The organism is Kribbella sp. NPDC006257, assembly GCF_040613535.1.
Taxonomy (GTDB): Bacteria; Actinomycetota; Actinomycetes; order Propionibacteriales; family Kribbellaceae; genus Kribbella.
Genome location: NZ_JBEXSJ010000006.1, coordinates 218321 through 239532 on the forward strand (window position 1 = coordinate 218321; position 21212 = coordinate 239532).

Genomic DNA, 21212 nt, shown 5'->3' on the forward strand with positions numbered 1-21212 from the left:
TCCCCAAACGATAGTCGGGGCGCGCTGGTTAACTGGCTGCATGACTGACGTGCAGGTGGTGCGAGTCTTCGCTGATCAGGCGGGCAACTTCGGGAACAAGCTTGGCGTGGTACTGGACGGCGCCAAGCTTCCCGATCCGGTTGAGCGGCAGCAGTTGGCAGCAGAGCTCGGCTATTCGGAGACGATCTTCTTCGACAATCTCGAGCGCGCCGAGTTCAAGATCTACACCCCCGCGACCGAGCTGCCGTTCGCCGGGCACCCCGCCGTCGGCGCCGCCTGGGTGGTCAATCGTGAACTGGGCAAGGCTCCCGACGTACTGCGTGTTCCCGGCGGCGAGGTGAAGACCTGGCAGGACGGCGAGGACGTCTGGGTCCGCGGCCCTCTCGCCTCCGTACCGCCTTGGTGGCACGAACGGCTCGACTCCGCCGAGGCCGTCGATCAGCTGACCGGCCCGCTCACCCCGGAACAGGACGCGACCCAGCTCTGGGCCTGGGAAGACGAACAGGCCGGCATCGTCCGGGTCCGCGTCTTCGCCCGACGGTTCGGCATCGCCGAGGACGAGGCGTGCGGCTCCGCCTCCATGCGCCTGGCCGCCGCCCTCGGCCGCCGGCTCACCATCCACCACGGCAACGGCTCCCTGGTCCTGGCCCAACCCGGCCCCCCGTCGTACGCCGAGGTAGGCGGCCCCGTCGTCCCCGACTACTTGTGAGCCAGTAGGGCGTAGGCATTCGGCAGCCGACCGGACCACGCGGCAGCCGCGTATCCGTCATCCGGTCGCCAGAACGGCTCGGCGTACTCCTCCAGTACGTCGAGTCGCAGGCCGGCGCGGGTGATCGCGGTGACGAGCTGGCCGAGCGTCCACTGCCATTCGCGGGCGCCGTTGCCGGGGAAGCTGTCGTTGATGTGCGATTCGGCGAAGTAGCTGCGGTCCGGGCGGATCCGCGGCTCGTCCTCGTCCCATGTCCACAGCGGCACCGCCGGATGCGCCTCGTACACGAACAGGCTGCCGCCGGGCCGTAGTACCCGCGCAGCATCCCGTGCCCACGCGTCGAGATCGCGCATCCAGATCACCGCGCCCTTGCCCGTGTACACAAGATCCGCACACTCATCCCGAACCGGTACGCCGGGAACCTCAGCGGCAACGTAGTGGCACGGTACGCCGACCTCCGTCGCCCGGCGCTGCGCCGCACCCGCGGTCACCATGCTGTAGTCGATCCCCAGCACGCTCCGGGCCCCCGCCCGCACGAGCGCAATGTCGTCCAATCCGTGCCCACTCTGGAAGTGCACAACACTCGGACCACCCGAAAGCACCGGACCCAATAGTTCCAGCTCTTGCGGGAACAGTTCCCACCCACCGCGCGCCTGCTCCAGCATTACGTCGTACTCGTCAACGTACTTCGTTGCCGCCTGCTCCCAGGCCGCCTGGTTACTCCGCACCAACTCGTCCATCCACCGAGTCTGTCAGCGCATCCGGCACCTAGCGAACGAAATACGTGGTCAGCTCCTGCACCTCGATCGTCGGTGTCTGGATCAACTGGCCCGGGTGTTTCGCGCGTACCGCTTGCGCTTCCGGCGATACCCAGACCGGGCTCTCCGACGAGAGTGGCAGCACCCGCAGTACGACGTCGTCCGTCGTTCCGAGACCCGTGTCGCGCACATCGACCGTCCAGACCCGGCCGTCCCAGAAGCGATCGGCTACCGTCACGCCGTCCACCACCAGTTCGGCGACGTCGCCGGCCCAGGTGATGCGCAACCGCGCCTCGACGCCGTCGCCGCGAACCCAATCCGGCAGCGTCACCCGATAGTGGGCCGCGAGCCGCTCAATATCGCGAGGACCGGAGGCGCGACCGTCCCGCTCACCATACGTCGCCGGCACCTGCGCGGCCGGACGGATGAGTTCCACCTGAGCCGACCCTCTCCGACCGTGGACCGCCGCGGAATCCAACGGAACGAAGCCTCGATCGCCCGGCTCATAACGTCGCACCCCTGCCATATCTTTGCCAGCGGCAACGACTTGCACCGGACCGTCGTCGTACCACGAGACCTCTCCGTCGGAGAGAAGCAGCGTTCGTTCGGGGTAGTCGCGCACCCAGAGATCCGGCCCGAGTGCCCCCGGCAACACCAGCAGATCGAGCGCCGCCCCGGTCGCCGAGACCACCCTGAGCGGAATCTCAGAAGGAGTCAGCCGGTACGTCGTCGAGCGGTCGGCCGGGCGCGCCTCCCACTGGAGTGCGACACCAGCCGGAAGCCGCAGCTCCACCGGCATGCAACGATCGGCAAGCAGCACCAGGACCGGCGCTTCGTCCCCAGCGAGCAGCGTGACCGGTGTCGCCGTGATCCACTCGATCACGACTCCGCCGTACTCCTGGAACAGCGGCCAGCAAGCCAGCGTTCCGGGGACAACAGTGACCGGGACCGAGGGAACGGTGACAGGCGTCGTGCCACAGATCTCGAACTGGACGCCCTCCAACGGATCCAGCTGCTCATACGGCTGGTGCCAGGCGAGGAAGAGATAGCCCTTGTCGCCGTCCGATCGCACCGCCCACCGCGGCGTTGTCCGGTCCCCGACATCGGCCGGTCCCGACTCGGGCAGCCAGGACGGCAGCTCCGCGAGTCCGGCGCCGAACGAGGTCAGGAACGCGTGCTGGCGCCGCAACTCGGCGTACGAGCCGTTGAGCTCGCCCGCCTCGCCGATCGGCGCCTGGAAGTCGTAGCTCAGTCGCGGCAGATCGTTGGGATATCCGGTCGCCTGCGACTCCTGCCAGCCGTCCGGGCCACCGGCCGGATTCGCGCCACCGGCAAACATGTAGTAGCCCTGCCAGGCCGAGCCGTTGCCGATCTTGCACCACGCCACCGTCGCCACGTCGAGCGGCGCGAGCACCGGCCGGCGATGGTACGCCGCCGCCATGCCGCCGCCGAGCTCGCAGGTGGCCGGCGGGAATCCCGGACCGGCCGGATCGGCCGCCACCGAGATCTCACCCTGCCGCAGATCCGCGCCGATCCCGGGATCGTCCCACTGGTGGCTGAAGAAGAAGTGCTCCCGGAACGACGGATGCCAGCCTTCGTCGGACCCGACCCAGAATCCGTCCGGATAACCGCCGTACACCGGGAACACCTCCCCCGGCGGCAACTGCGCTCCACCCCAGGCCGTCGCCGTCCACAGCGGAGCGGCCAGTCCGGCCTGGCGGGCCATTGCCTTGAGGGTGCGTATATGACCGGGCTGGTCATACAGCTCGTTCTCCAGCTGGATCGCCAGCAGGTCGCCGGCCCGCCCGCCGAGATGCCCGGCCAGCTGCCCGAACCACTCCTCGACCAGCTTCAGGTACGCCGGATCGTCGGTGCGATGATCGACGTCCGCCGCGGCGACCCAGTCCGGAAAGCCACCGTTGCGAAGTTCCCCGTGGCACCACGGCCCGATCCGCAGTACCACGTCGAGCCGATGGTTGCCGCAGGCATCGAGGAACGCCCCGACGTCGAGGTTGCCGTCGAACCGCGGTCTGCCGCGATCCGGAACGTGGTGCAGCCAGGGCACATACGTCGACACCACCGTCACCCCACCAGCGACCACCGACCGGAGCCGGGCATCCCACCGATGTCTGGGCAGCCGGCTGTAGTGCAGTTCCCCGGAGATCGGGATGAACGGTACGCCGTTGCGCTCCAGCCCACGGTCGGACAGCCCGAGCCCAGGCCGACGGTCCTCGACGTTGGCCATCTTCGGCCGTCGTGGACCAGCCGGCCACCCGGACACCTGGATCCGATGGGCGTCTGTCGCCATCAACTGGTGCGGTACTCGAAGGCGCCGATGTCCGGCAGGCCGTTGTAGACAGGCGCTCCGGTGTAGTCGGCGTTGCCGTTGTCGGCGACGGTGATGCCGGTGTTGATGGCCGGTGAACCCGCGGCGACCCGCAGTGGCAGTGCCGCGTTCAGGGCCGGGCCGGACTCGGGAGTGCCGTAGGGACCGGTGATGGTGCCGACGAACCGGGGGTTGCCGACCTTCGCCCGCTGGTCCGACGACGGGACGGGGAGCGACGCACCGCCGTACAGGTTGCTGTTGTAGTCGATGGTCGAGCTGGTGGTCAGCGAGGCGCCGGATCGGGTGGAGTAGAAGGCGTTGTTCCACAGGTGGTACGACGCCTGCAGGTGGTGCCGTAGCCATAGACCAGGTAGTTGCTGCGGTCGTTGTAGAAGGTGTTGTTGTAGACGTACGCCGTCGTGCCGCGCAGCGAGTGCAGGTAGATCTGGTACCGCGTGTTGCTGGCGATGACGTTGTAGCGGACGCGTACCGAGCCGAAGCTACGGCCGCACTGGCAGAGCAGGATGCCGTCACCGTTGTTGTGTACGAAGTTGTACTGCACCACAACGTTGGTCGTCGCGTTGTCCGCGTCGATGCCGTTCGAGTCCGCGCCACCTGCCTTCGGCTCGGTGCCGTACACCTCGTTGCGCTGGATCGTGACCTGGTCGGCGTAGTAGGCCTCGATACCCGAGGTGCCGGCGCGCTGGACCACGTTGCCTTCGATCACACCACCACGAGTGTCCGTGAGGTAGACACCGTTGGCGGCGTAGGTAGAGTCGGCCTGGTAGATGTAGTTGTTCCGGATCACGACCTGAGTGTGCGGCGCGAAAGCTGTGTCGGTCGTGCTGGACCGCTCACCCCAGCCGGTGTGCACCACGCCGGAGTTGGAACCCGTGTACTGCTTGACGATGATGCCGCCGAACGAGGTGTTCCGCACCGTCGAGTGCTCGACGAGGATGTCGTGCAGGATGGTCGGCCGGCCCGGACTCGCCGGATTGGCGACGAGACCGCGGAAGACGATGCCGCCGGTGTTCTTCGATCGGTCCCAGCCGGTCTTGAAGGTGATGCCGGGCCGGTTGTCGGCCGTGTCGCCGCCGATCCAGTTCACCTCGCCGGTGACATCGCGGACATCCACGCCGTCCAGGTGGAAGTGGTTGAGTTGACCGCCGGAGCTGCCGCTGATCCCGACGCCGCGCAGGTCCCGCAGATTGCTGCCGGCCCCTCCCCCGTTCAGCGGCCTCGCGTTGGTCACCTGCAGATTCTTGAGGTCCCAGTATTGCTGGTTGTGCAACCGTACGGCGTCCGCGACCTGGCCGGCACCGTCGATCTCGGGCTTGGCGCCCGTGCCGTACTGGTCGATCACGATCGGCTGTCCGTCGGTTCCCGAGCCCTTGGGCCACAGTTGCCCGGTCCACCGCTGCCCGGCATGCAGCAGAACGTGGTCTCCAGGGCCGAACGTGGTGGCGTTCACCTTGGCCAACGTGCGCCACGCGGCCGACGACGACGTACCGGAGGCACTGTCGTTGCCGTTGACGGCGTCGAGATAGTAGGTCGTTGCGGTGGCTGTGCTACTGCTCGCATCAGCCGGGCCGGTCACCAGGGTCAAGGGGCTCGTCGCGACAGCCAGGACCAGGAGGGTCCGGACACCGATCGCGGACAGAGTAGCTCTCATACCGCATCCTCCGATGGGGCGGCAGCCCGCTGGGAACGTACACACATCAGGAGTTCCCACGGGCTGAGTATGGGGCGGAAATTGTCTGAAGTATTAGTTGAACCGGGACTGTGCACGCTCCCAATCCAAACTCAATTGAGCCAGTCTCGCGACGCAAGCAGGCATCTGTCAATCGCCCGCAGCCGGTCTTCTGCGAACTTCCTCCCGGCCGGCGATCCGAGCCCTTGACCCTCACTCACCACAAGTGCTGTTCAGCTCGGAGCGACAGCGCGACCGGTCTGCGGCGAGATCATCCCCGCACACAGCCCCTTCCCGGCCAGCACCTGCGCGATCCGCGGGATCGCCGCGACCGTGTTGGGCGGACCGTCGTGCATGAGGATGATCTGACCGTTGGTGAGTCTGGCGTTGGCCTCGACGATCCTGTCGACGCTGACCCCGCTCCAGTCGCCGGTGGTGATGTCCCAGATGATTTCCCGCAGGCCGTACTTCGTCGCGGCCGCCCGCACCGTCGCGTTCGTCGTACCGAACGGCGGGCGGAACAGCTTCGGCGTACCGCCACCAGCAGCGGCGATCGCCTGCTGGGTCCGGTAGATCTCCGACTCGACCTGCGCCTTGGTCAACTGATTCAGATGCGGATGCGAGTAGCTGTGGTTGCCGATCCACATGCCGGCGCTGACCTCGGCGCGGACACCGGCCGGATCGGCGGCGGCGAACCGGCCTTCGTTGAACATGGTTGCCCGGAGCCCGCTCTGGGTGAGGGCTCGGAGCAGGGCCGGCGTGTTGCTGGTCGGGCCGTCGTCGAACGTCAGCCCGACATACCCCTTACTGCAGGCGGCGGTGTACGTCGGCGCCGTACCGAGGATGGGGACGAGGCGGCTGGCGATCTTTTGGTGGCCGGTGTCGTTGGGGTGGGTGCCGTCGGCGGTGTCGGTGGAGGGGTTGATCCAGCCCTCGGTGTTGAGGAAGCGAACCTTGTTGTCACCCGCGGCGTTGCGGGCGGCGACGGCGGCTTTCGTCTCGTTGACGTAGAACTTGTGGAAGGTCTCCATCGCGTAGATGTTGGCGGTCGGGTACTTCGCCCGGATCCGCTGCATCAAGGTGATGTAGGCACTCTGGAACTGCGCGCCGGAGACGTTGCGCGACTTGTCGTTCGTCCCGAGGTTGATCACCACGTCACTGGCCTGATAGCGGGAGTAGTCCCAGTCCGGCGAGCTGGCATCCACTGTCGTCTTGAAAGAACGGTCGCGCATTCCGATGCAGCCGGAGGCCGGGTACAGACAAACGCTGGCACGGGCGATCTGGGTGTGTGCAGCGCCCAGTTTCTCCCCGGTCAGCCACCCGTACGCCGTGATCGCCATCTTCGACGCCTTCTCCCCCGCCGTGATCGAATCACCGACGAACTCGACGGTTCGCGACGGCACACTCGCCGCCACCGTGCGCGCACCGGCGTCCAGCGTCACGCCCTGGAACACCAGGTCACCGTGATACGAACCGGTCGCCTGCCGATAGGACACCCGCAACGTGTGGGTCCCCGCGGCGAGCCGGGTCGGTGTCAGATTCACCAGGCCACTGACACCCCGATACGTCACCCAGCTTCCACCGTCGATGCTGGCATACAGGTCGACACTGTTGCGCTGACGCAGCTTCACCGTCGTACCGGTGAAACCAACCACCGCGTAGGCACCAGCCCAGCCCGGCACATAGGCGGTCGACGAGCGGGTATCCCACCGCCCGACATACTTGATATTGGCATCCGACGGTGTCCCGTCACCAACCAGAGTCGCCGGTCGGCCCTGGCCACCGACGTCGGCCGATGCCGTCACCTGCGGCATCAGGACGGCGAGACCAACGGCGAAGATCACCATCGTCTGCCTGGGAAATTTTGTGGGCATGGGGCGATACCTCTTCCTCGAAGGGCGGCGCTGAATCGTGCTGTGCACGTGCACAACAACACGAGTCTCAGCTCTCCCCGCAAATGGAAGCGTATCTGCTAGAGCCTGGCAAGATCACAACCCAAATTTCTGTGAACGTGCACGGTCAACCTTTCACGCCGGAGGAGACGACGCTGCGGATGAAGTAGCGCTGGGCGAAGAGGAAGATGAGCAGGGTCGGCAGCATGTACAGCGCGGCGGCGGCTGCTTGCACGGTGGGGATCGCGTTGCCGTGCGGGTCGCGGTACCAGGCGGTGATCGCGACCGACAACGTCGTGTGGTCGACATCGAGCAACAGCGCCGGCGCGATGTAGTCGCCCCAGGTCCAGACGAAGGACAGCACGAACGAGGTGAGCAGCACCGGTCGTGACAGCGGCAGGAAGATCCGCCAGAAGATCCGGATCCATCCGCAGCCGTCGATGATCGCGGCGTCCTCCAGCTCCCGTGGGATGGCGGCGAAGAACTGCCGGAACAGAAAGATCAGGTACGGCGAGGCCGCCAGCCCCCAGAGCACCCACGGCCAGTAGGTGTTCACCAGACCCAATCGGGAGAACAACACGTAGGTCGGAAGCAACGTGAGGATCTGCGGCAGCATCATCGTCGACAACAGCACCAGGAACAGTGCCCGCTTGCCACTGCCACGCAGCCTGGCGAAGCCGAATCCGACCACTGCGCTGGACGCGGTGATCAGGACGGCGTACAGCGTCGACAGGAAGAGTGAATTCATGGCGTACGCCGGGAAGTTGATGTCGGTGAGTGCGTGGGCGAAGTTGTCCCACTGCGCGTGCTGCGGCAGCACCCGCGCGGGGAAGGCAACCCACTCGTCACGGGTCTTCAACGCTGCCAGCAGCAACCAGATGAAGGGGCCGACGAAGAGCACGGCAAGCCCCATCAAAAGCACGTAGACGGAGCCGGTTCGGCGGACGGGCACAGTGGTGTTCTCCTATCGATCCGAGTCGGTGTCGACCTCGTAGTGCACCCACGACCGGCTCGAGCGCTGGATCAGCAGCGTGAAGGCCAGGATCACCAGGAAGAACACCCAGAGCATCGCCGATCCGTAGCCGAACCGGTTGCTGTTGAAGAACTCTTGGTACACCTGAACCATGTAGAGGTGGGTGCTCTGCGGCACCTGCCCGACGCCGGCGATGCTGTTGGTCTCCGCGAGCAGCAGCGGCTGTACGACGATCTGCAGGGTCGCGATCACGCCCGTCACGACCTGGAAGTAGATGACCGGGGAGATCATCGGCACGGTGATGTACCGGAACACCCGCCAGCGGTTGGCACCGTCGACGACTGCGGCCTCCTCCAGCTCCGTCGGCACACCTTGCAGAGCGGCGAGCATGATGACCATGCCGCCGCCCAAGCCCCACAGGGTCAGGATGATCAACGCGTAGAAGGCCATCGGATCGACGAGCCAGGCGATCGGCCGGATCCCGGCCACGTCGAGGATCGCGTTCAGGATGCCGGAGTTCCGGTTCAGCACGAGTTTCCACATGATCGCCATCGCCACCACCGGGACCACCGACGGCAGGAAGAAGATCGTCCGCCAGAGGCCGACCGCCTTCAGCCGACGGTTGAGCAGCACGGCCAGTCCGAGGGCTCCGGCGACGCTGAGCGGTACGGCGATCGCGGCGTACGCGACGGTTCTGAGCAGGGCGTGCCAGGCCTCGCTGTCACCGAACAGCTCGACGTAGTTGCGGAAACCCACCCACCGCCAACGCGGTGAACTCCCGTCGAAGTTCGTCAGGCTCACCCCGAACGCATAGCCGAGCGGAACCGCCGTGAGCAGCAGGAACCCCAGGACCCATGGCGCGACGAACAGATAGAAGGTCCGGTTCGAGTAGCGCGTCCAGCTGTTGCGAGCCATCTCAGCCGATCTGCTCTTTGCCCTGCTTGAGCGCCTTGTTGATCTCCTCGGTGATCGCCTTGCACGCCTCGTCGACCGTGGCCTGCTTCTTGATTGCCCGCTGCAAGTGCTTGTCCAGCGTGAGGTTCCAGGTATCCGCCGTCACGTACGGCGAGTCCGGCAGCGGAGTGGTGTACTGCAACTCGTTCTGCGCGGTCTTGTACGCCTGCTTCTGGTAGGGCAGCTCCTGCGGCAGCTTGGGCAGCAGAGACTTCAGGGCCGGCAGACCCCAGCCGCTGCTCGCGCGCTCCACAGCAGGTGGTCCGGCCATGAAGTACTCCATCAGCTTCCAGGCCTCGTCCTTGTGCTTCGACTTCACCGGGATCCACGCGCCGATTCCGGCGTACGTCGGACTCACCCGGTGATCGCCGATGACCGGCGCCGGCGCCATCCGGATCACTGACTGCAGAGCCTTCTCCTTCACGAAGTTGCCGCCGTACCAGTAGCCGTCCTGGCTGATCGCCATCCGCTTGGCCAGGAAGGTGGACAGGTCGGCACCGTCGGGGAGCGGATCGAGCGAGGTCGGGCCGACACCGGCCTGGGCGAAATCGACGTACCAGGCCACCGCGCGGCGAGCGGCCGTCGTGGTGAAGTCGGTGCGGGTGAGATCGTCGGTGTAGACCTTCTCACCCTGCTGGAGAATCATTGACGCGAGCGGAGCATACAGATTCCACGCCCACTCGACGCCGAGCCCGTAGACCTTGGTCTTGCCGCCCTGCTTGACGGTCAGCTTCTTGCCGATCGCCAGCAACTCGTCGTACCCGATCGGCTCGGTCTCGCTCAGCGGCGGGACCTTCGCCTGCTCGAACAGCTGGGCGTTGTACCAGAGCGTCGCGTCCTGGCTCCAGTCCTTGACGATCCCGTACTGCGGGCCCTGGCCGATCTTGCTGCCGTCCCACCGGTAGCTGTCGTTGACCGTCAGCAGATCGTCCTTCTTCAGCACCTGGCTCTTGTCCAGGTAGGGCGTCAGGTCCGTCGCGAGGCCACGCGCGTTGACGTTGGCGCTGCCGACCGCGCCGCCGCGAACCAGGTCCGGCGGCGTACCGGAGGCGAGCATCGCGTTCAGCCGGGTGGCGTCGTTCTGCAGGAAGTTGACCTTGATGCCCGGGTTCTTCGCCTCGAAGTCGGCGATGTGTTCCTTGGTGAGCTCGTTGTTGGCGTACATCACGGTCAACGTCACAGTGCTCTGACCGCTGCCGGTGCCGCCACCGGACGACGTACCCGACGAGTTGGCGTTGCAGCCGCTCAACAGGCCTCCGGCTGCCGCGCCGCCGATCACGGCGGACGTTCCGGCGAGTAGCCGCCGCCTGCTGATCCGTGCCGATCCGTTCATCCCGACCTCCTGGTGCACCCGGACCGGCGAACACCGGCCGCCCCATTTTCTGGGAGCGCTCACAGTCTCTGGGCGAGAGATTCCCCTGTCAATACTCCACAAACGACGTTCTGAGCGTGACATGATGGTGATGTTTCTGTTCGCGCTCCCAGATTGAGTCCGCCTATGAGCATCCTGTTGCCGGTTCCTCCGGGCCCGGCCGGCCGGGTCGAGCCCGTCCTGCCGCAACTGACCGGTATCGCCTTCGGCGGTGACTACTTCCCCGAGCAGTGGCCCGAACACCAGTGGCCTGAGGACGTCGCGCTGATGCGCGAAGCGGGCGTCAATCTCGTCAACGTCGGCATCTTCGCGTGGGCGCTGCTCGAGCCGTCTCCCGGAAGCTTCGACCTCGGCTGGCTGGACCGGATCCTCGACCTGCTCCACGAGGCCGGCATCGCCGTCGACCTGGCCACGCCGACCGCCGCCCCTCCCCCGTGGTTCTTCCGCCGCCATCCGCAGGCCCGCATCGTCGACCGCAACGGCCGGCCGCTGGGCGCGGGTGGACGGCAGGCCTTCTGCCCGAGCTCCGTCGACTATCGCCAGGCCGCCACCGCGATCACCGAACGACTCGCCACGCAGTACGCCGGCCACCCGGCCGTCACGATGTGGCACGTCCACAACGAGTACGGCGGTGCGAACGCGCACTGTTATTGCGAGACGTCAGCGGCTGCTTTCCGGACCTGGCTCCACCATCGCTACGGTCAGCTGGACGATCTCAACGCCGCCTGGGGAACCACCTTCTGGGGACAGCGGTTCAGCGACTGGTCCGAGATCGAGCCGCCCCTGGCCGCGCCGATGGCGGTCAATCCGGCCCACCAGCTGGACTTCTTCCGGTTCAGCTCCGACGCGCACCTCGACAACTTCGTGGCCGAACGCGACATCCTGCACCGGCTCGCGCCCGGCGTACCGGTGACCACCAACTTCATGATCAACAACTGCAAGTGGATCGACTACCGGCGCTGGGCCGCCGAGGTCGATGTCGTCGCCAACGATCACTACCTGTACGCCGATCGTCGCGACAGCCACATCGAGCTCGCGATGTCGGCCGACCTGACCCGATCGGTCGCCGGTGGCCGCGGCTGGCTGTTGATGGAGCACTCGACCAGCGCGGTGAACTGGCAACCCCGCAACGTCGCGAAACGGCCGGGCGAGCTTCGCCGCAACAGCGTGAGTCATCTCGCCCGGGGTGCGGAGTCCGCGTTGTTCTTCCAGTGGCGGGCTTCGCAGTACGGGGGCGAGAAGTTCCATTCCGCGATGCTGCCGCATGGTGGCACCAACACGCGGGTCTGGCGAGAGGTCTGTGAACTCGGCGGAGAGCTGGCCGGACTCGAGGAGTTGCGGGGCACCCAGGTGGTCGCCGACGTCGGACTGCTCTGGGACTGGGCGTCCTGGTGGGCTCTCGAACTGGAGTGGCGGCCGTCGGTCGACCTGTCCTATCTCGAGCGCGTCGAAGCCTTCTACACCGCGACGTGGCACCGGCATCTGACCGCCGACTTCGTCGATCCCGAAGGCGATCTGTCGCAGTACCCCACTCTCCTGGTCCCGAGCCTCTATCTGACGACGGCGAAGGCGGCGGAGAATCTGACCCGCTATGTGCATGAGGGCGGGACCCTGGTCGTCTCGTACTTCTCCGGCATCGTCGACCAGAACGACATCGTGCACCCCGGCGGCCATCCGGGCGCGCTCCGCGAGGTGCTCGGGGTGACCGTCGAAGAGTTCCTGCCGCTGCGATCGGGCGACAAGCTCTCGCTCGACAACGGAGCGATCGGCGACGTCTGGGCCGAGCACCTGGTCCTCGACGGCGCCACAGCGGTCCGGCACTATGCCGACGGGCCGGCAGCCGGAGGGCCTGCGGTGACCCGGCATCGCTTCGGCAAAGGCACTGCCTGGTACATCTCGACCCGGCTCGCCGCAGCCGACCTCGCCGCGGTGCTGCAAGAGGCCGGGCTGCCCAAAGCGGCACCGTACGACGATGTCCCGGCCGAGGTGGAGCTGGTGCGGCGGCTCGGACCCGAGCACGAATACCTGATCGCGATCAACCACGGCGACCGGGCCGCCACGCTGCCGGGCGACGGCGACGAGCTGCTCACCGGCGCATCGGTGGTGACCGAGTTCGCCGTACCGGCGGGTGGCGTGCGGGTACTCCGTTCACCGCGTCGCACAATGTAGACCATGAGCACCTCCAGCGCCGGCCGCCGTCCGACCATGGAAGACGTCGCCGACATGGCCGGCGTCTCGCGGGGCACGGTCTCCCGGGTGCTCAACGGCGGCCACTACGTCTCCCCCGACGCGCTGGCCGCGGTTCATCGGGCGATCCGCAAGACCGGGTACGTCGTGAACCAGCACGCCCGGAGCCTGGTCACCCAGCGATCCGACTCGGTGGCGTTCATCCTGTCCGATCCGCAGGACCGCCTGTTCGAGGACCCGAACTTCGCCATCCTGCTGAAGGGCTGCACCCAGGCCCTCGCCGAGCGCGGCATCACCCTGGTCCTCACCATCGCCGGAACGCTGGAGGACCGCAAGCGGGTCGGTCGTTGGGTCACCGCTGGGCACGTCGACGGCGTCCTGCTGGTGTCGGAGCACGCCGGCAGCCCGCTGATCGACGAACTGCGCTCCCGGGGCCTGCCCATCGTGGCGGCGGGGCGGCCGATCGGTTACGAGCGCGACATCTCGTACGTCGCGGCCGACGACCGCGACGGCGCCCGGCAGATGGTGACCTACCTGCGGTCGCGCGGACACCGCCGGATCGGCATCATCACCGGACCGATCGATACTCCAGGTGGCGTCGACCGACTGGCCGGGTATCACGACGTCCTGGGCGAGGCCGACCCACGGTTGGTTGCCAACGGCGACTACACCCAGGACTCCGGCGCGCGGGCGATGGACGAACTGTTACACCGGGCACCGGACCTGGACGCCGTCTTCGTCTGTTCGGACCTGATGGCCCGGGGTGCGATCGCGGCGCTGCGGCGGGCCGGCAAGCGAATCCCCGAGGACGTCGCGGTCGGCGGCTTCGACGATTCCAAGGCTGCCGTCAGCGCGACACCGCAACTGACCACCATCCGGCAGGATTTCGTCCGGGTCAGCACCGAGATGGTCCGGCTGCTGCACGACGCCATCACCTCCGGCGGCCGCTCCGCGGTGATCCTGCCCACCGATCTGGTGATCCGCGACTCCGCCTGAACTCGGTTGTGCACGTTCACAGTTTCTTCTGACGAACTCTTGCCATGCGGGGGCGAGATAAGTTTTCATCATGGGTAGTCACGGTGAGGCACCAACTGTGCACGTTCACAGTATGTTCCGCCTGTCGTGACAGCAACTCATCCATGACCCGGAAGAGGTATCGCCCCATGCCTGAAATTGCCCTGCAGAAGAACACGTCACGCCGCGTTCGGCCAACCCGCAGTTCGCTGGTACGCCGTACGGCAACCGCTCTCGCAGCCGTCGCCGCCGTCGTCACCTCGGCCATCTCCGTCGCGCCGGCATCCGGCGCGGACAACCCCTACGAACGCGGACCGGCGCCCACCCAGTCCAGCATCGCGGCGTCGCGCGGCACGTTCGCCACCGCCGAACTCACCGTGCCGCGCGGTAACGGCCTGGGCGGCGGAAAGATCTACTACCCGACCGACACCAGCAAGGGCACCTTCGGCGCGATCGCCATCGTGCCCGGCTACACCGCAACGTGGGCCGCCGAAGGTGCGTGGATGGGCCCATGGCTGGCCTCCTTCGGATTTGTCGTGATCGGGATCGACACCATCAACCGCAACGACGGCGACACCGCGCGCGGCACTCAGTTGCTGACGGCCCTGGACTACCTGGCCCAGCGCAGCTCGGTCCGGACCCGGGTCGACGCCAGGCGGCTGGCCGTGATGGGCCACTCGATGGGAGGTGGCGGTGCGATCTACGCAGCCCTGCACCGCCCGTCGCTGTGGGCCGCGGTCGGGCTCGCGCCGTTCAGCCCGTCCCAGCGACCGACCGCGATGAAGGTTCCCACCCTGCTGATGGCGGGCCAGCGTGACGGCACTGTGCCGCCGTCGACCGTCAGCAGCATGTACAACTCCATTCCCGCAACGACCGAGAAGGCCTACCTCGAGCTGACCGGCGCCGGCCACGGATTCCCGACCTCGGCGAACTCGGTGATGATGCGCAAGGTCATTCCCTGGATCAAGATCTTCGTCGACCACGACGCGCGCTACACCCAGTTCCTGTGCCCTTCGCTGAAGGACTGGACCGGCATCACGGCGTACCGCGGCACGTGTCCCTTCAGCTGAGACCGGTCTTCGACGAACGGAGGGAAGACACATGCACAGCAGAGTGAAAGCCTCACTCATCTCGGCGGCGATAGTCGTCGTCACATTGCCGGCCCCCGGTATGGCTGCGGAGTCGGCACTGCCTCCCCAGTGCTCGGGAACCGCGCCGGTCCGTTGCCACTTCGACGTTGCCCCAGGCAACTATGACGTCACCGTCGATCTCGGAAGTTCGACCCGGTCCGCCAGCACCGCGATGTCAGTAGAGGCGCGCAGGCAGGTGTTGAGCACGGTTGCGACCACGGCCGGGCAGGTGGTCCGCACCACCGCGACAGTCAACGTCCGTACGCCGGAAGGCCAGCCGACCGGCCAAGGTGGCACCGGGACATCCGGCTTGAGCATCACCTTCGACGGCAGCGCACCGGCCATCGGCTCGCTGACCGTGAAGCCGGCGGCGGCTCCCCTGGTCGTGTACCTGGCTGGGGACTCGACGGTCTGCGACCAGCCCACAGCGCCGTACACCGGCTGGGGGCAAGTACTGCCGACCCGGGTAGGCAGCGGCGCAGTGATCGCCAACTACGGAGACTCCGGCGAAAGCTCGGGCAGTTTCCTTAGCAACAGCGCACTTTTCCCACGCATGAAGCCACTGATCAAGAGCAAGGACCTGGTCCTCATCCAGTTCGGGCACAACGACAAGGACACCACTGCGACGGCCTTCCGGGACAACCTCAGCCGGATGGTCAACGGCGTCCGGGAGCGCGGTGGCACACCAGTGCTGATGACGCCACCAGTACGACGCTTGTTCAGCGGCAGCCGGCTGACCTCGACCGCGTTGCACGTCAACGGTCGTGGAGTGGACCTTCCCGCCGTGATCCGGGCGCTCGGCCGGAGCGCGAACGTCCCGGTGATCGATCTGACCGCGAAGAGCAAGGCCATGGTCGAGTCGCTCGGGCCGACGGCATCCCAGCAGCTCTATCTCACCAGGGAAGCGGGCGACAACACCCACTTCTCCGTGTACGGCGCGACGCAGATGGCGAATCTCGTCGTACAGGGCGTTCGCGAACTGAACCTTTCACTGACCGGATACCTACGCCCGGCCACCACGGCGGCGGCTGAGGGCAGCCCGGCGAAGGTCCAGACCGACCGCCTGGACCGTGGCGTGATCAACGTCCATACCGGTCAAGGCAACCGGATCAGCTGGCGCCAGCTCGCGGACGACCCGGCCGATGTCGCGTTCAACGTGTATCGCAACAGCATCAAGGTGAACCGCACGCCGATCACCGGCTCGACGACTTTCGTGGACGCAACAGGAGCGGCCGACGCGAAGTACGTCGTACGGGCTGTGGTCGGCGGGGTCGAGCGTCAGTCGAAGGCTCGTGAAGACGAGTCGCTGACGATGAACGCCGTTCCTGGTGAGAACGGCATCCAGGCGAGCAGTCGCGATGTGCCGCTGCAGATTCCGCCTGGCGGCAGGACGCCATCCGGGGAGAACTACACCTACGTCGCCAATGACGCGAGTGTTGGCGATCTGGACGGGGACGGGCAGTACGAAATCATCCTGAAGTGGGATCCGACCAACGCGCACGACAACTCGCAGGCCGGCTACACGGGCAACGTCTATCTGGATGCGTACAAGCTGAACGGCACCAGATTGTGGCGGATCGATCTCGGCCGCAACATCCGGGCAGGCGCGCACTACACGCAGTTCCAGGTCTTCGACTACGACGGTGACGGCAAGGCGGAGGTCGCGGTCAAGACCGGCGACGGCACCCGCTCCGGCACCGGCCAGGTCATCGGGAACGCATCAGCCGACCATCGCAACTCCAGCGGCTACATCCTCAGCGGACCGGAGTTCCTGTCGGTATTCCGCGGCACCGACGGCGCTGTCTTGGCCACCGCCAACTACCAGCCGCCGCGCGGCACCGTCTCGGCCTGGGGCGACAGCTACGGCAACCGGGTCGACCGATTCCTGGCCGGTACGGCGTACTTGGACGGCTCGCGGCCGAGCATCATCATGGCCCGCGGCTACTACACCCGGTCGGTCATCACCGCGTGGGACTTTCGGAACGGTGCGTTGACGCAACGCTGGATCTTCGATTCGAACAGCGCGGGCAGCCAGTGGTCCGGCAAGGGTAACCATCAACTGTCCATCGCCGATGTGGATGCCGACGGTCGCGACGAAGTGCTGTACGGCGGGATGGCGATCGACGACAACGGCCGCGGACTGTGGCAGACCCCCTACCACCACGGTGACGCTTACCACGTCGGCGACTTCATCCCCACCCGGCCGGGGCTCGAGGTGTTCAAGGTGTCGGAGTGGACCAACGAACCTGCGCACTGGATGGCCGACGCCCGCACCGGGCAGATCATCTGGAACGCACCTTCCTGCGGCTGCGACAACGGCCGGGGGGTCGCCGAAGACATCTGGGCCGGCAACCCAGGCGCCGAGGCCTGGTCGGCATCGGTTGGTGGCATCCGCAGTGCCACCAACGGAAACCAGGTCGCGGCACGCAAACCTGGCTCGACCAACTTCGTGATCTGGTGGGACGGCGACGCACAACGTGAACTGCTCGACGGCACCCACATCGACAAGTACGGCACCAGCGGCGACACCCGCCTGCTGACCGGCTCGGGAGTGGCATCGAACAACGGCACGAAGTCGACACCCGCTCTCTCGGCCGACATCCTCGGCGACTGGCGCGAAGAAGTCATCTGGCGAACTTCCGACAACCGCGCCCTGCGCATCTACTCCACAACCGACAGCACCTCCATCACCCACCCGTCGCTGATGCAGGACCGCCAATACCGGCTCGCCGTCGCCTGGCAGAACACCGCCTACAACCAACCCCCACACCCCAGCTTTGCCATCGGCAACTAGAGCCGTTCTCTCCGCCCCCTTGGAGTTCTGATGAGCATGCAACGTCGTACTTTCCTCGGCCTCGGCGCCGCCGGTCTCGCCGGTGCAGGCCTGGCGGCCCTCGGCGCCCGCCAAGCCCTCGGCGCCGGCCAAGCTCTCGGTGCCATCACCGGCGCGCCGGCGACACCCTTCGCGGTCGGCGTCCGGCAGTACAGCTGGACCCGTGGCAGCCGCCGCCTCAGCACCTACGTCTACTACCCCGCCAAAGGAAGTCCCGGCAGCGGTCCCACCACCAACGCACCCGTTGCCGACGGCATCTTCCCGATCTGCGAGTACACCCACGGCTCCGGCGGCAGCCCACAGAAGGCGCTGGCGCACATCCGTCCACTGGCCGCGGCCGGATTCATCGTTCCGGCGCCGGTCTTCACCAGCGCCTCGATCGGTGACGCCTACAACGGCACGCTGTCGAAGGACGTCTCCGAGAACCTCACCCGCACCCTCGCGCTGAACACCGCCAACGACCCGCTGAAGGGGCACATCAACACCACGGTGGGTGTCGGCGTGGCCGGCTATTCGATGGGCGGCATGACAACCCACGGAATCCTGACCGCCTGGCCCGACTCGCGGATCGTCGCCGCGGTGCCCATGTCCACCGTCGACATGGGCGACCCCGGCGGCACGGTGCATGCGAAGGTGCTGTTCATCCACGGCGACCGCGACGCCACCTGCCCGTACTCGTCCGCGCGGCAGGCCTACCGAGAACTCCCCGCACCGAAGGCATTCCTCACCTACAAGGGCGGCACGCACACCAGCTACTTCAGCGACACCCGGGCCCGCAACACGTTCGTGGACTGGATGCGCTGGGGCCTGTACGCCGATACCGCCGCCCGCGACCGCCTTCGCACCGACGCCACCTCGAGCGGCACCACTTGGGAATCCGTCCTGAGCTAGTGCCTTGGATATCGGAGTGAGAAATGAACAGAAAGCTCTCTGGTCGGCTGGCTCGTGCGTTGCTGGCTCTGACTGTCACCGCAACTCCCGTCGCACTGCTCGCTAGACCCGCCAGCGCCGCCACCAGCTACTTCGTCGCTCCGAACGGGAGCGACAGTGCGGCCGGCACGATCAACTCGCCGTGGGCCTCGATCGCTCATGCCCAGTCCGTCGTCCAGGCGGGCGACACTGTGTACCTCCGCGGCGGCACCTATTCCTCCACCCGCGCAACCAGAAGCTGTAGCAGCCAGACGGCGACTGTCGATGCCATCACGCTCAGCAAGAGCGGCACCGCCAACAGCCCGATCAGGTACGCCGCGTATGCGGGCGAGCGACCGGTCTTCGACTTCTCGCGGATGACCGACAATTGCCGGATCAAGGGATTCGACGTCACCGGCAGCTGGATTCACCTGGTGGGGTTGGCAGTGACCGGAGTACGGCAGAACAACAACCGTAATCACGAGTCCTGGGGAATCTGGATCTCCGGCAGCAACAACAGGTTCGAACGACTAGACCTGCATCACAACATGGGACCCGGGCTGTTCATCCAGGACGGCAGCAACAACCTGGTGCTCAACTCGGACTCGCACGACAACTACGACCCGCTCAGCTCGACCGGGCCGGGGACCAACGCCGACGGCTTCGGCGCGCACATTCCGGCAGGCCGGCCCGGCAACGTGTTCCGTGGCAACCGCGCCTGGTGGAACGCCGACGACGGCTTCGACCTGATCAACGCCTTCTCGCCGGTCACCATCGAGAACAGCTGGGCCTGGCGCAGCGGTTATCGGCCCGGTACGACGACGAGTTCCGGCGGCGACGGTAACGGTTTCAAGGTCGGCGGCTACGGCGGCAAGTACGTGTCCAACGGCGTGAAGCACACGCTCCGCCTCTCCACGGCATTCCTGAACAGGGCATCCGGCGTCTACGCCAACCATCACACCGTGGCCAACGACTACTTCGGCAATACCAGCTACGGAAACCATCCCGACTTCAACATGCTCGGCATCAGTTCGGGCGGTGCGGCGATCGGCCTGGGCACCCTACGGAACAACCTCGCCTACACCGGCACGCTCACCTCGAACATGACCGGCACCAACAGCACCTACAACTCCTGGAATCTCGGCGTCAACCTGTCCGACGCGCAGTTCCAGAGCGTCTCCACCTCCGGCTGGGACGCGCCCCGCCAGGCGGACGGAAGCCTACCGTCCTTGCCGTACCTCCGGCCGTCCGCCGGCAGCACCCTGATCGACAAAGGCACCGACGTCGGCCTGCCCTACACCGGCCGAGCCCCCGACCTCGGCGCCTTCGAAACCTCCGGCCGACAAGTGTCAGGCCGACTCGCGGACGACCAGTTCGGTGGGGAGGATGACCGTGGCCGGGCCGTCGCCTTCGATCTGGGCCAGTAGGTGCCGCACCATCATCTCGCTGATCCGCTGCCACGGTTGCCGCATCGTGGTCAGTTGCGGACTCGTCGCGGTGGCGACCGAGGAGTCGTCGAAACCACCGACGGCGATGTCGTCAGGAACCCTCCGGCCGGCCCGCTCGATCGCCCGCAGAGCGCCTTCGGCCATCAGATCCGAGGCGACGAACACGGCGTCGAGATCCGGTGCCCGGGTGAGCAGCTCCCGCATGCAGGCCTCACCGCTCGCCCGGCTGTAGTCGCCGGTCGCCACCAGGCGCTTGTCGAAGCGGATCTTGCGCTCGGCGAGCATCTCGCGGTAACCCTGCAGCCGATCGGCTCCCCCCGGTCCGTCCGGAGGGCCGGCGATGTGCGCGATGCGCTTGCGGCCGGAGTCCAGCAGGTACCGCACCATGGTCCGCGCTCCGTCGCGGTCGTCGGCGACCACGTAGGAGATCGCTCCGCTCTGGTCCTGGGGCTTGCCGCAGCAGACGAACGGCAGCTCCGCGCGCTGCAGCAGGTCGATCATCGGCGTACCGCGGTTGGAGTTGAACAGCAAGGCTCCGTCGACCTGGTGGGCGGACAGATAGGGAGCGATCCGCCTGCGCTCGTCCTCGGTGCCCGCGGCGATCAGCACGAGCGGGATGTCGTGCGCGGCGAGGGCCGTCGTGCAGCCCCGCAGCAGGATCGCGAGATTGGGATCCTCGAACAGCCGTTCCTGTGTCTCCGACAGCAGGAACGCGACCGAGCCGGCACGCTGCGTGACCAGACTCCGGGCCGCCCGGTTGACCACATACCCCAGCTTGCGGATGGCGGCGTCGACCGCCCGATGGCTGGCCGGACTCACGTTGTGCCCACCCTGCAGGACGCGTGACACCGTACCGCGGGAAACCCCCGCCTGGGCGGCGACGTCGTGAATGGTCGGCCGACGCTTGTTCTGCTGTGGCACGGTGTCGGTCATAGGTCCTCAACTGCGACAGATGGTCACCAAACTCTACGCCCGGACCACGCCGCTCAGGGCCGCGCCACACGAACGGGGCCCGCC

The 21212-nt window shown here is 66.7% G+C and carries 17 protein-coding genes; 7 read left to right on the plus strand and 10 right to left on the minus strand.

Annotation, left to right across the window (positions count from 1 at the left end; all coding sequences use genetic code 11):
• Positions 1-40 precede the first annotated feature (40 nt).
• A complete protein-coding gene (locus ABZ004_RS10295) occupies positions 41-709 on the plus strand; it encodes a PhzF family phenazine biosynthesis protein (RefSeq protein ID WP_355679482.1) in 669 nt (222 codons plus the stop codon).
• On the opposite strand, the gene ABZ004_RS10300 is transcribed toward ABZ004_RS10295, so the two are convergent.
• The 8 genes from ABZ004_RS10300 to ABZ004_RS10335 form a co-directional block, all read right to left on the minus strand.
• On the minus strand, positions 700-1449 hold the full coding sequence (locus ABZ004_RS10300; protein ID WP_355679483.1) for a class I SAM-dependent methyltransferase: 750 nt from the start codon (positions 1447-1449) through the stop codon (positions 700-702). The genes ABZ004_RS10295 and ABZ004_RS10300 overlap by 10 nt on opposite strands.
• A gap of 28 nt (positions 1450-1477) precedes the next feature.
• Positions 1478-3775, minus strand: coding sequence for a beta-galactosidase (locus ABZ004_RS10305; protein WP_355679484.1), 2298 nt, complete (start codon positions 3773-3775; stop codon positions 1478-1480).
• Complete coding sequence (locus ABZ004_RS10310) at positions 3775-3966, minus strand: choice-of-anchor Q domain-containing protein (protein ID WP_355679529.1); 192 nt, start codon at positions 3964-3966, stop codon at positions 3775-3777. The genes ABZ004_RS10305 and ABZ004_RS10310 overlap by 1 nt, the downstream gene beginning before the upstream one ends.
• Before the next feature lie 110 nt (positions 3967-4076).
• Positions 4077-5465 carry a right-handed parallel beta-helix repeat-containing protein gene (locus ABZ004_RS10315; protein WP_355679485.1) on the minus strand — a complete coding sequence of 463 codons (1389 nt, stop codon included), beginning with the start codon at positions 5463-5465 and terminating at the stop codon, positions 4077-4079.
• Between the two features lie 251 nt (positions 5466-5716).
• Positions 5717-7357, minus strand: a complete 1641-nt coding sequence (locus ABZ004_RS10320; protein ID WP_355679486.1) for a polysaccharide deacetylase family protein — start codon at positions 7355-7357, stop codon at positions 5717-5719.
• Between the two features lie 145 nt (positions 7358-7502).
• Positions 7503-8327: a carbohydrate ABC transporter permease gene (locus ABZ004_RS10325; RefSeq protein ID WP_355679487.1), complete on the minus strand. Its 825-nt coding sequence runs from the start codon at positions 8325-8327 to the stop codon at positions 7503-7505.
• 12 nt (positions 8328-8339) lie between these two features.
• Positions 8340-9263, minus strand: a complete 924-nt coding sequence (locus ABZ004_RS10330) for a sugar ABC transporter permease (protein ID WP_355679488.1) — start codon at positions 9261-9263, stop codon at positions 8340-8342.
• A 1-nt stretch (position 9264) separates the two neighbouring features.
• The gene (locus ABZ004_RS10335; RefSeq protein ID WP_355679489.1) at positions 9265-10635 is read right to left on the minus strand and encodes a sugar ABC transporter substrate-binding protein; all 1371 of its coding nucleotides are present in this window, start codon (positions 10633-10635) and stop codon (positions 9265-9267) included.
• A 165-nt stretch (positions 10636-10800) separates the two neighbouring features.
• On the opposite strand from ABZ004_RS10335, the gene ABZ004_RS10340 reads away from it, so the two are divergent.
• The 3 genes from ABZ004_RS10340 (at position 10801) to ABZ004_RS10350 (ending at position 14945) form a co-directional block, all read left to right on the plus strand.
• Positions 10801-12843: a beta-galactosidase gene (locus tag ABZ004_RS10340; protein ID WP_355679490.1), complete on the plus strand. Its 2043-nt coding sequence runs from the start codon at positions 10801-10803 to the stop codon at positions 12841-12843.
• A 3-nt stretch (positions 12844-12846) separates the two neighbouring features.
• Positions 12847-13857 (plus strand): LacI family DNA-binding transcriptional regulator, encoded by a 1011-nt coding sequence (locus tag ABZ004_RS10345; protein ID WP_355679491.1) that lies wholly within the window; start codon positions 12847-12849, stop codon positions 13855-13857.
• 167 nt (positions 13858-14024) lie between these two features.
• Complete coding sequence (locus ABZ004_RS10350; protein WP_355679492.1) at positions 14025-14945, plus strand: dienelactone hydrolase family protein; 921 nt, start codon at positions 14025-14027, stop codon at positions 14943-14945.
• A gap of 180 nt (positions 14946-15125) precedes the next feature.
• On the opposite strand, the gene ABZ004_RS10355 is transcribed toward ABZ004_RS10350, so the two are convergent.
• Positions 15126-15497 carry a hypothetical protein gene (locus ABZ004_RS10355; protein WP_355679532.1) on the minus strand — a complete coding sequence of 124 codons (372 nt, stop codon included), beginning with the start codon at positions 15495-15497 and terminating at the stop codon, positions 15126-15128.
• Between ABZ004_RS10355 and ABZ004_RS10360 the strand changes: the two genes are divergently transcribed.
• The 3 genes from ABZ004_RS10360 to ABZ004_RS10370 are packed head-to-tail and all read left to right on the plus strand — an operon-like array spanning position 15391 to position 20174.
• Positions 15391-17799, plus strand: coding sequence for an SGNH/GDSL hydrolase family protein (locus ABZ004_RS10360; protein ID WP_355679530.1), 2409 nt, complete (start codon positions 15391-15393; stop codon positions 17797-17799). The two genes, ABZ004_RS10355 and ABZ004_RS10360, sit on opposite strands and share 107 nt — an antisense overlap.
• Positions 17800-17829: 30 nt before the next feature.
• A complete protein-coding gene (locus tag ABZ004_RS10365) occupies positions 17830-18729 on the plus strand; it encodes an alpha/beta hydrolase (protein WP_355679493.1) in 900 nt (299 codons plus the stop codon).
• Positions 18730-18752: 23 nt separating this feature from the next.
• Positions 18753-20174 carry a right-handed parallel beta-helix repeat-containing protein gene (locus tag ABZ004_RS10370; protein ID WP_355679494.1) on the plus strand — a complete coding sequence of 474 codons (1422 nt, stop codon included), beginning with the start codon at positions 18753-18755 and terminating at the stop codon, positions 20172-20174.
• Here the strand turns inward: ABZ004_RS10370 and ABZ004_RS10375 are convergent.
• Positions 20097-21128: a LacI family DNA-binding transcriptional regulator gene (locus ABZ004_RS10375; RefSeq protein ID WP_355679495.1), complete on the minus strand. Its 1032-nt coding sequence runs from the start codon at positions 21126-21128 to the stop codon at positions 20097-20099. The genes ABZ004_RS10370 and ABZ004_RS10375 overlap by 78 nt on opposite strands.
• Between the last annotated feature and the right edge of the window lie 84 nt (positions 21129-21212).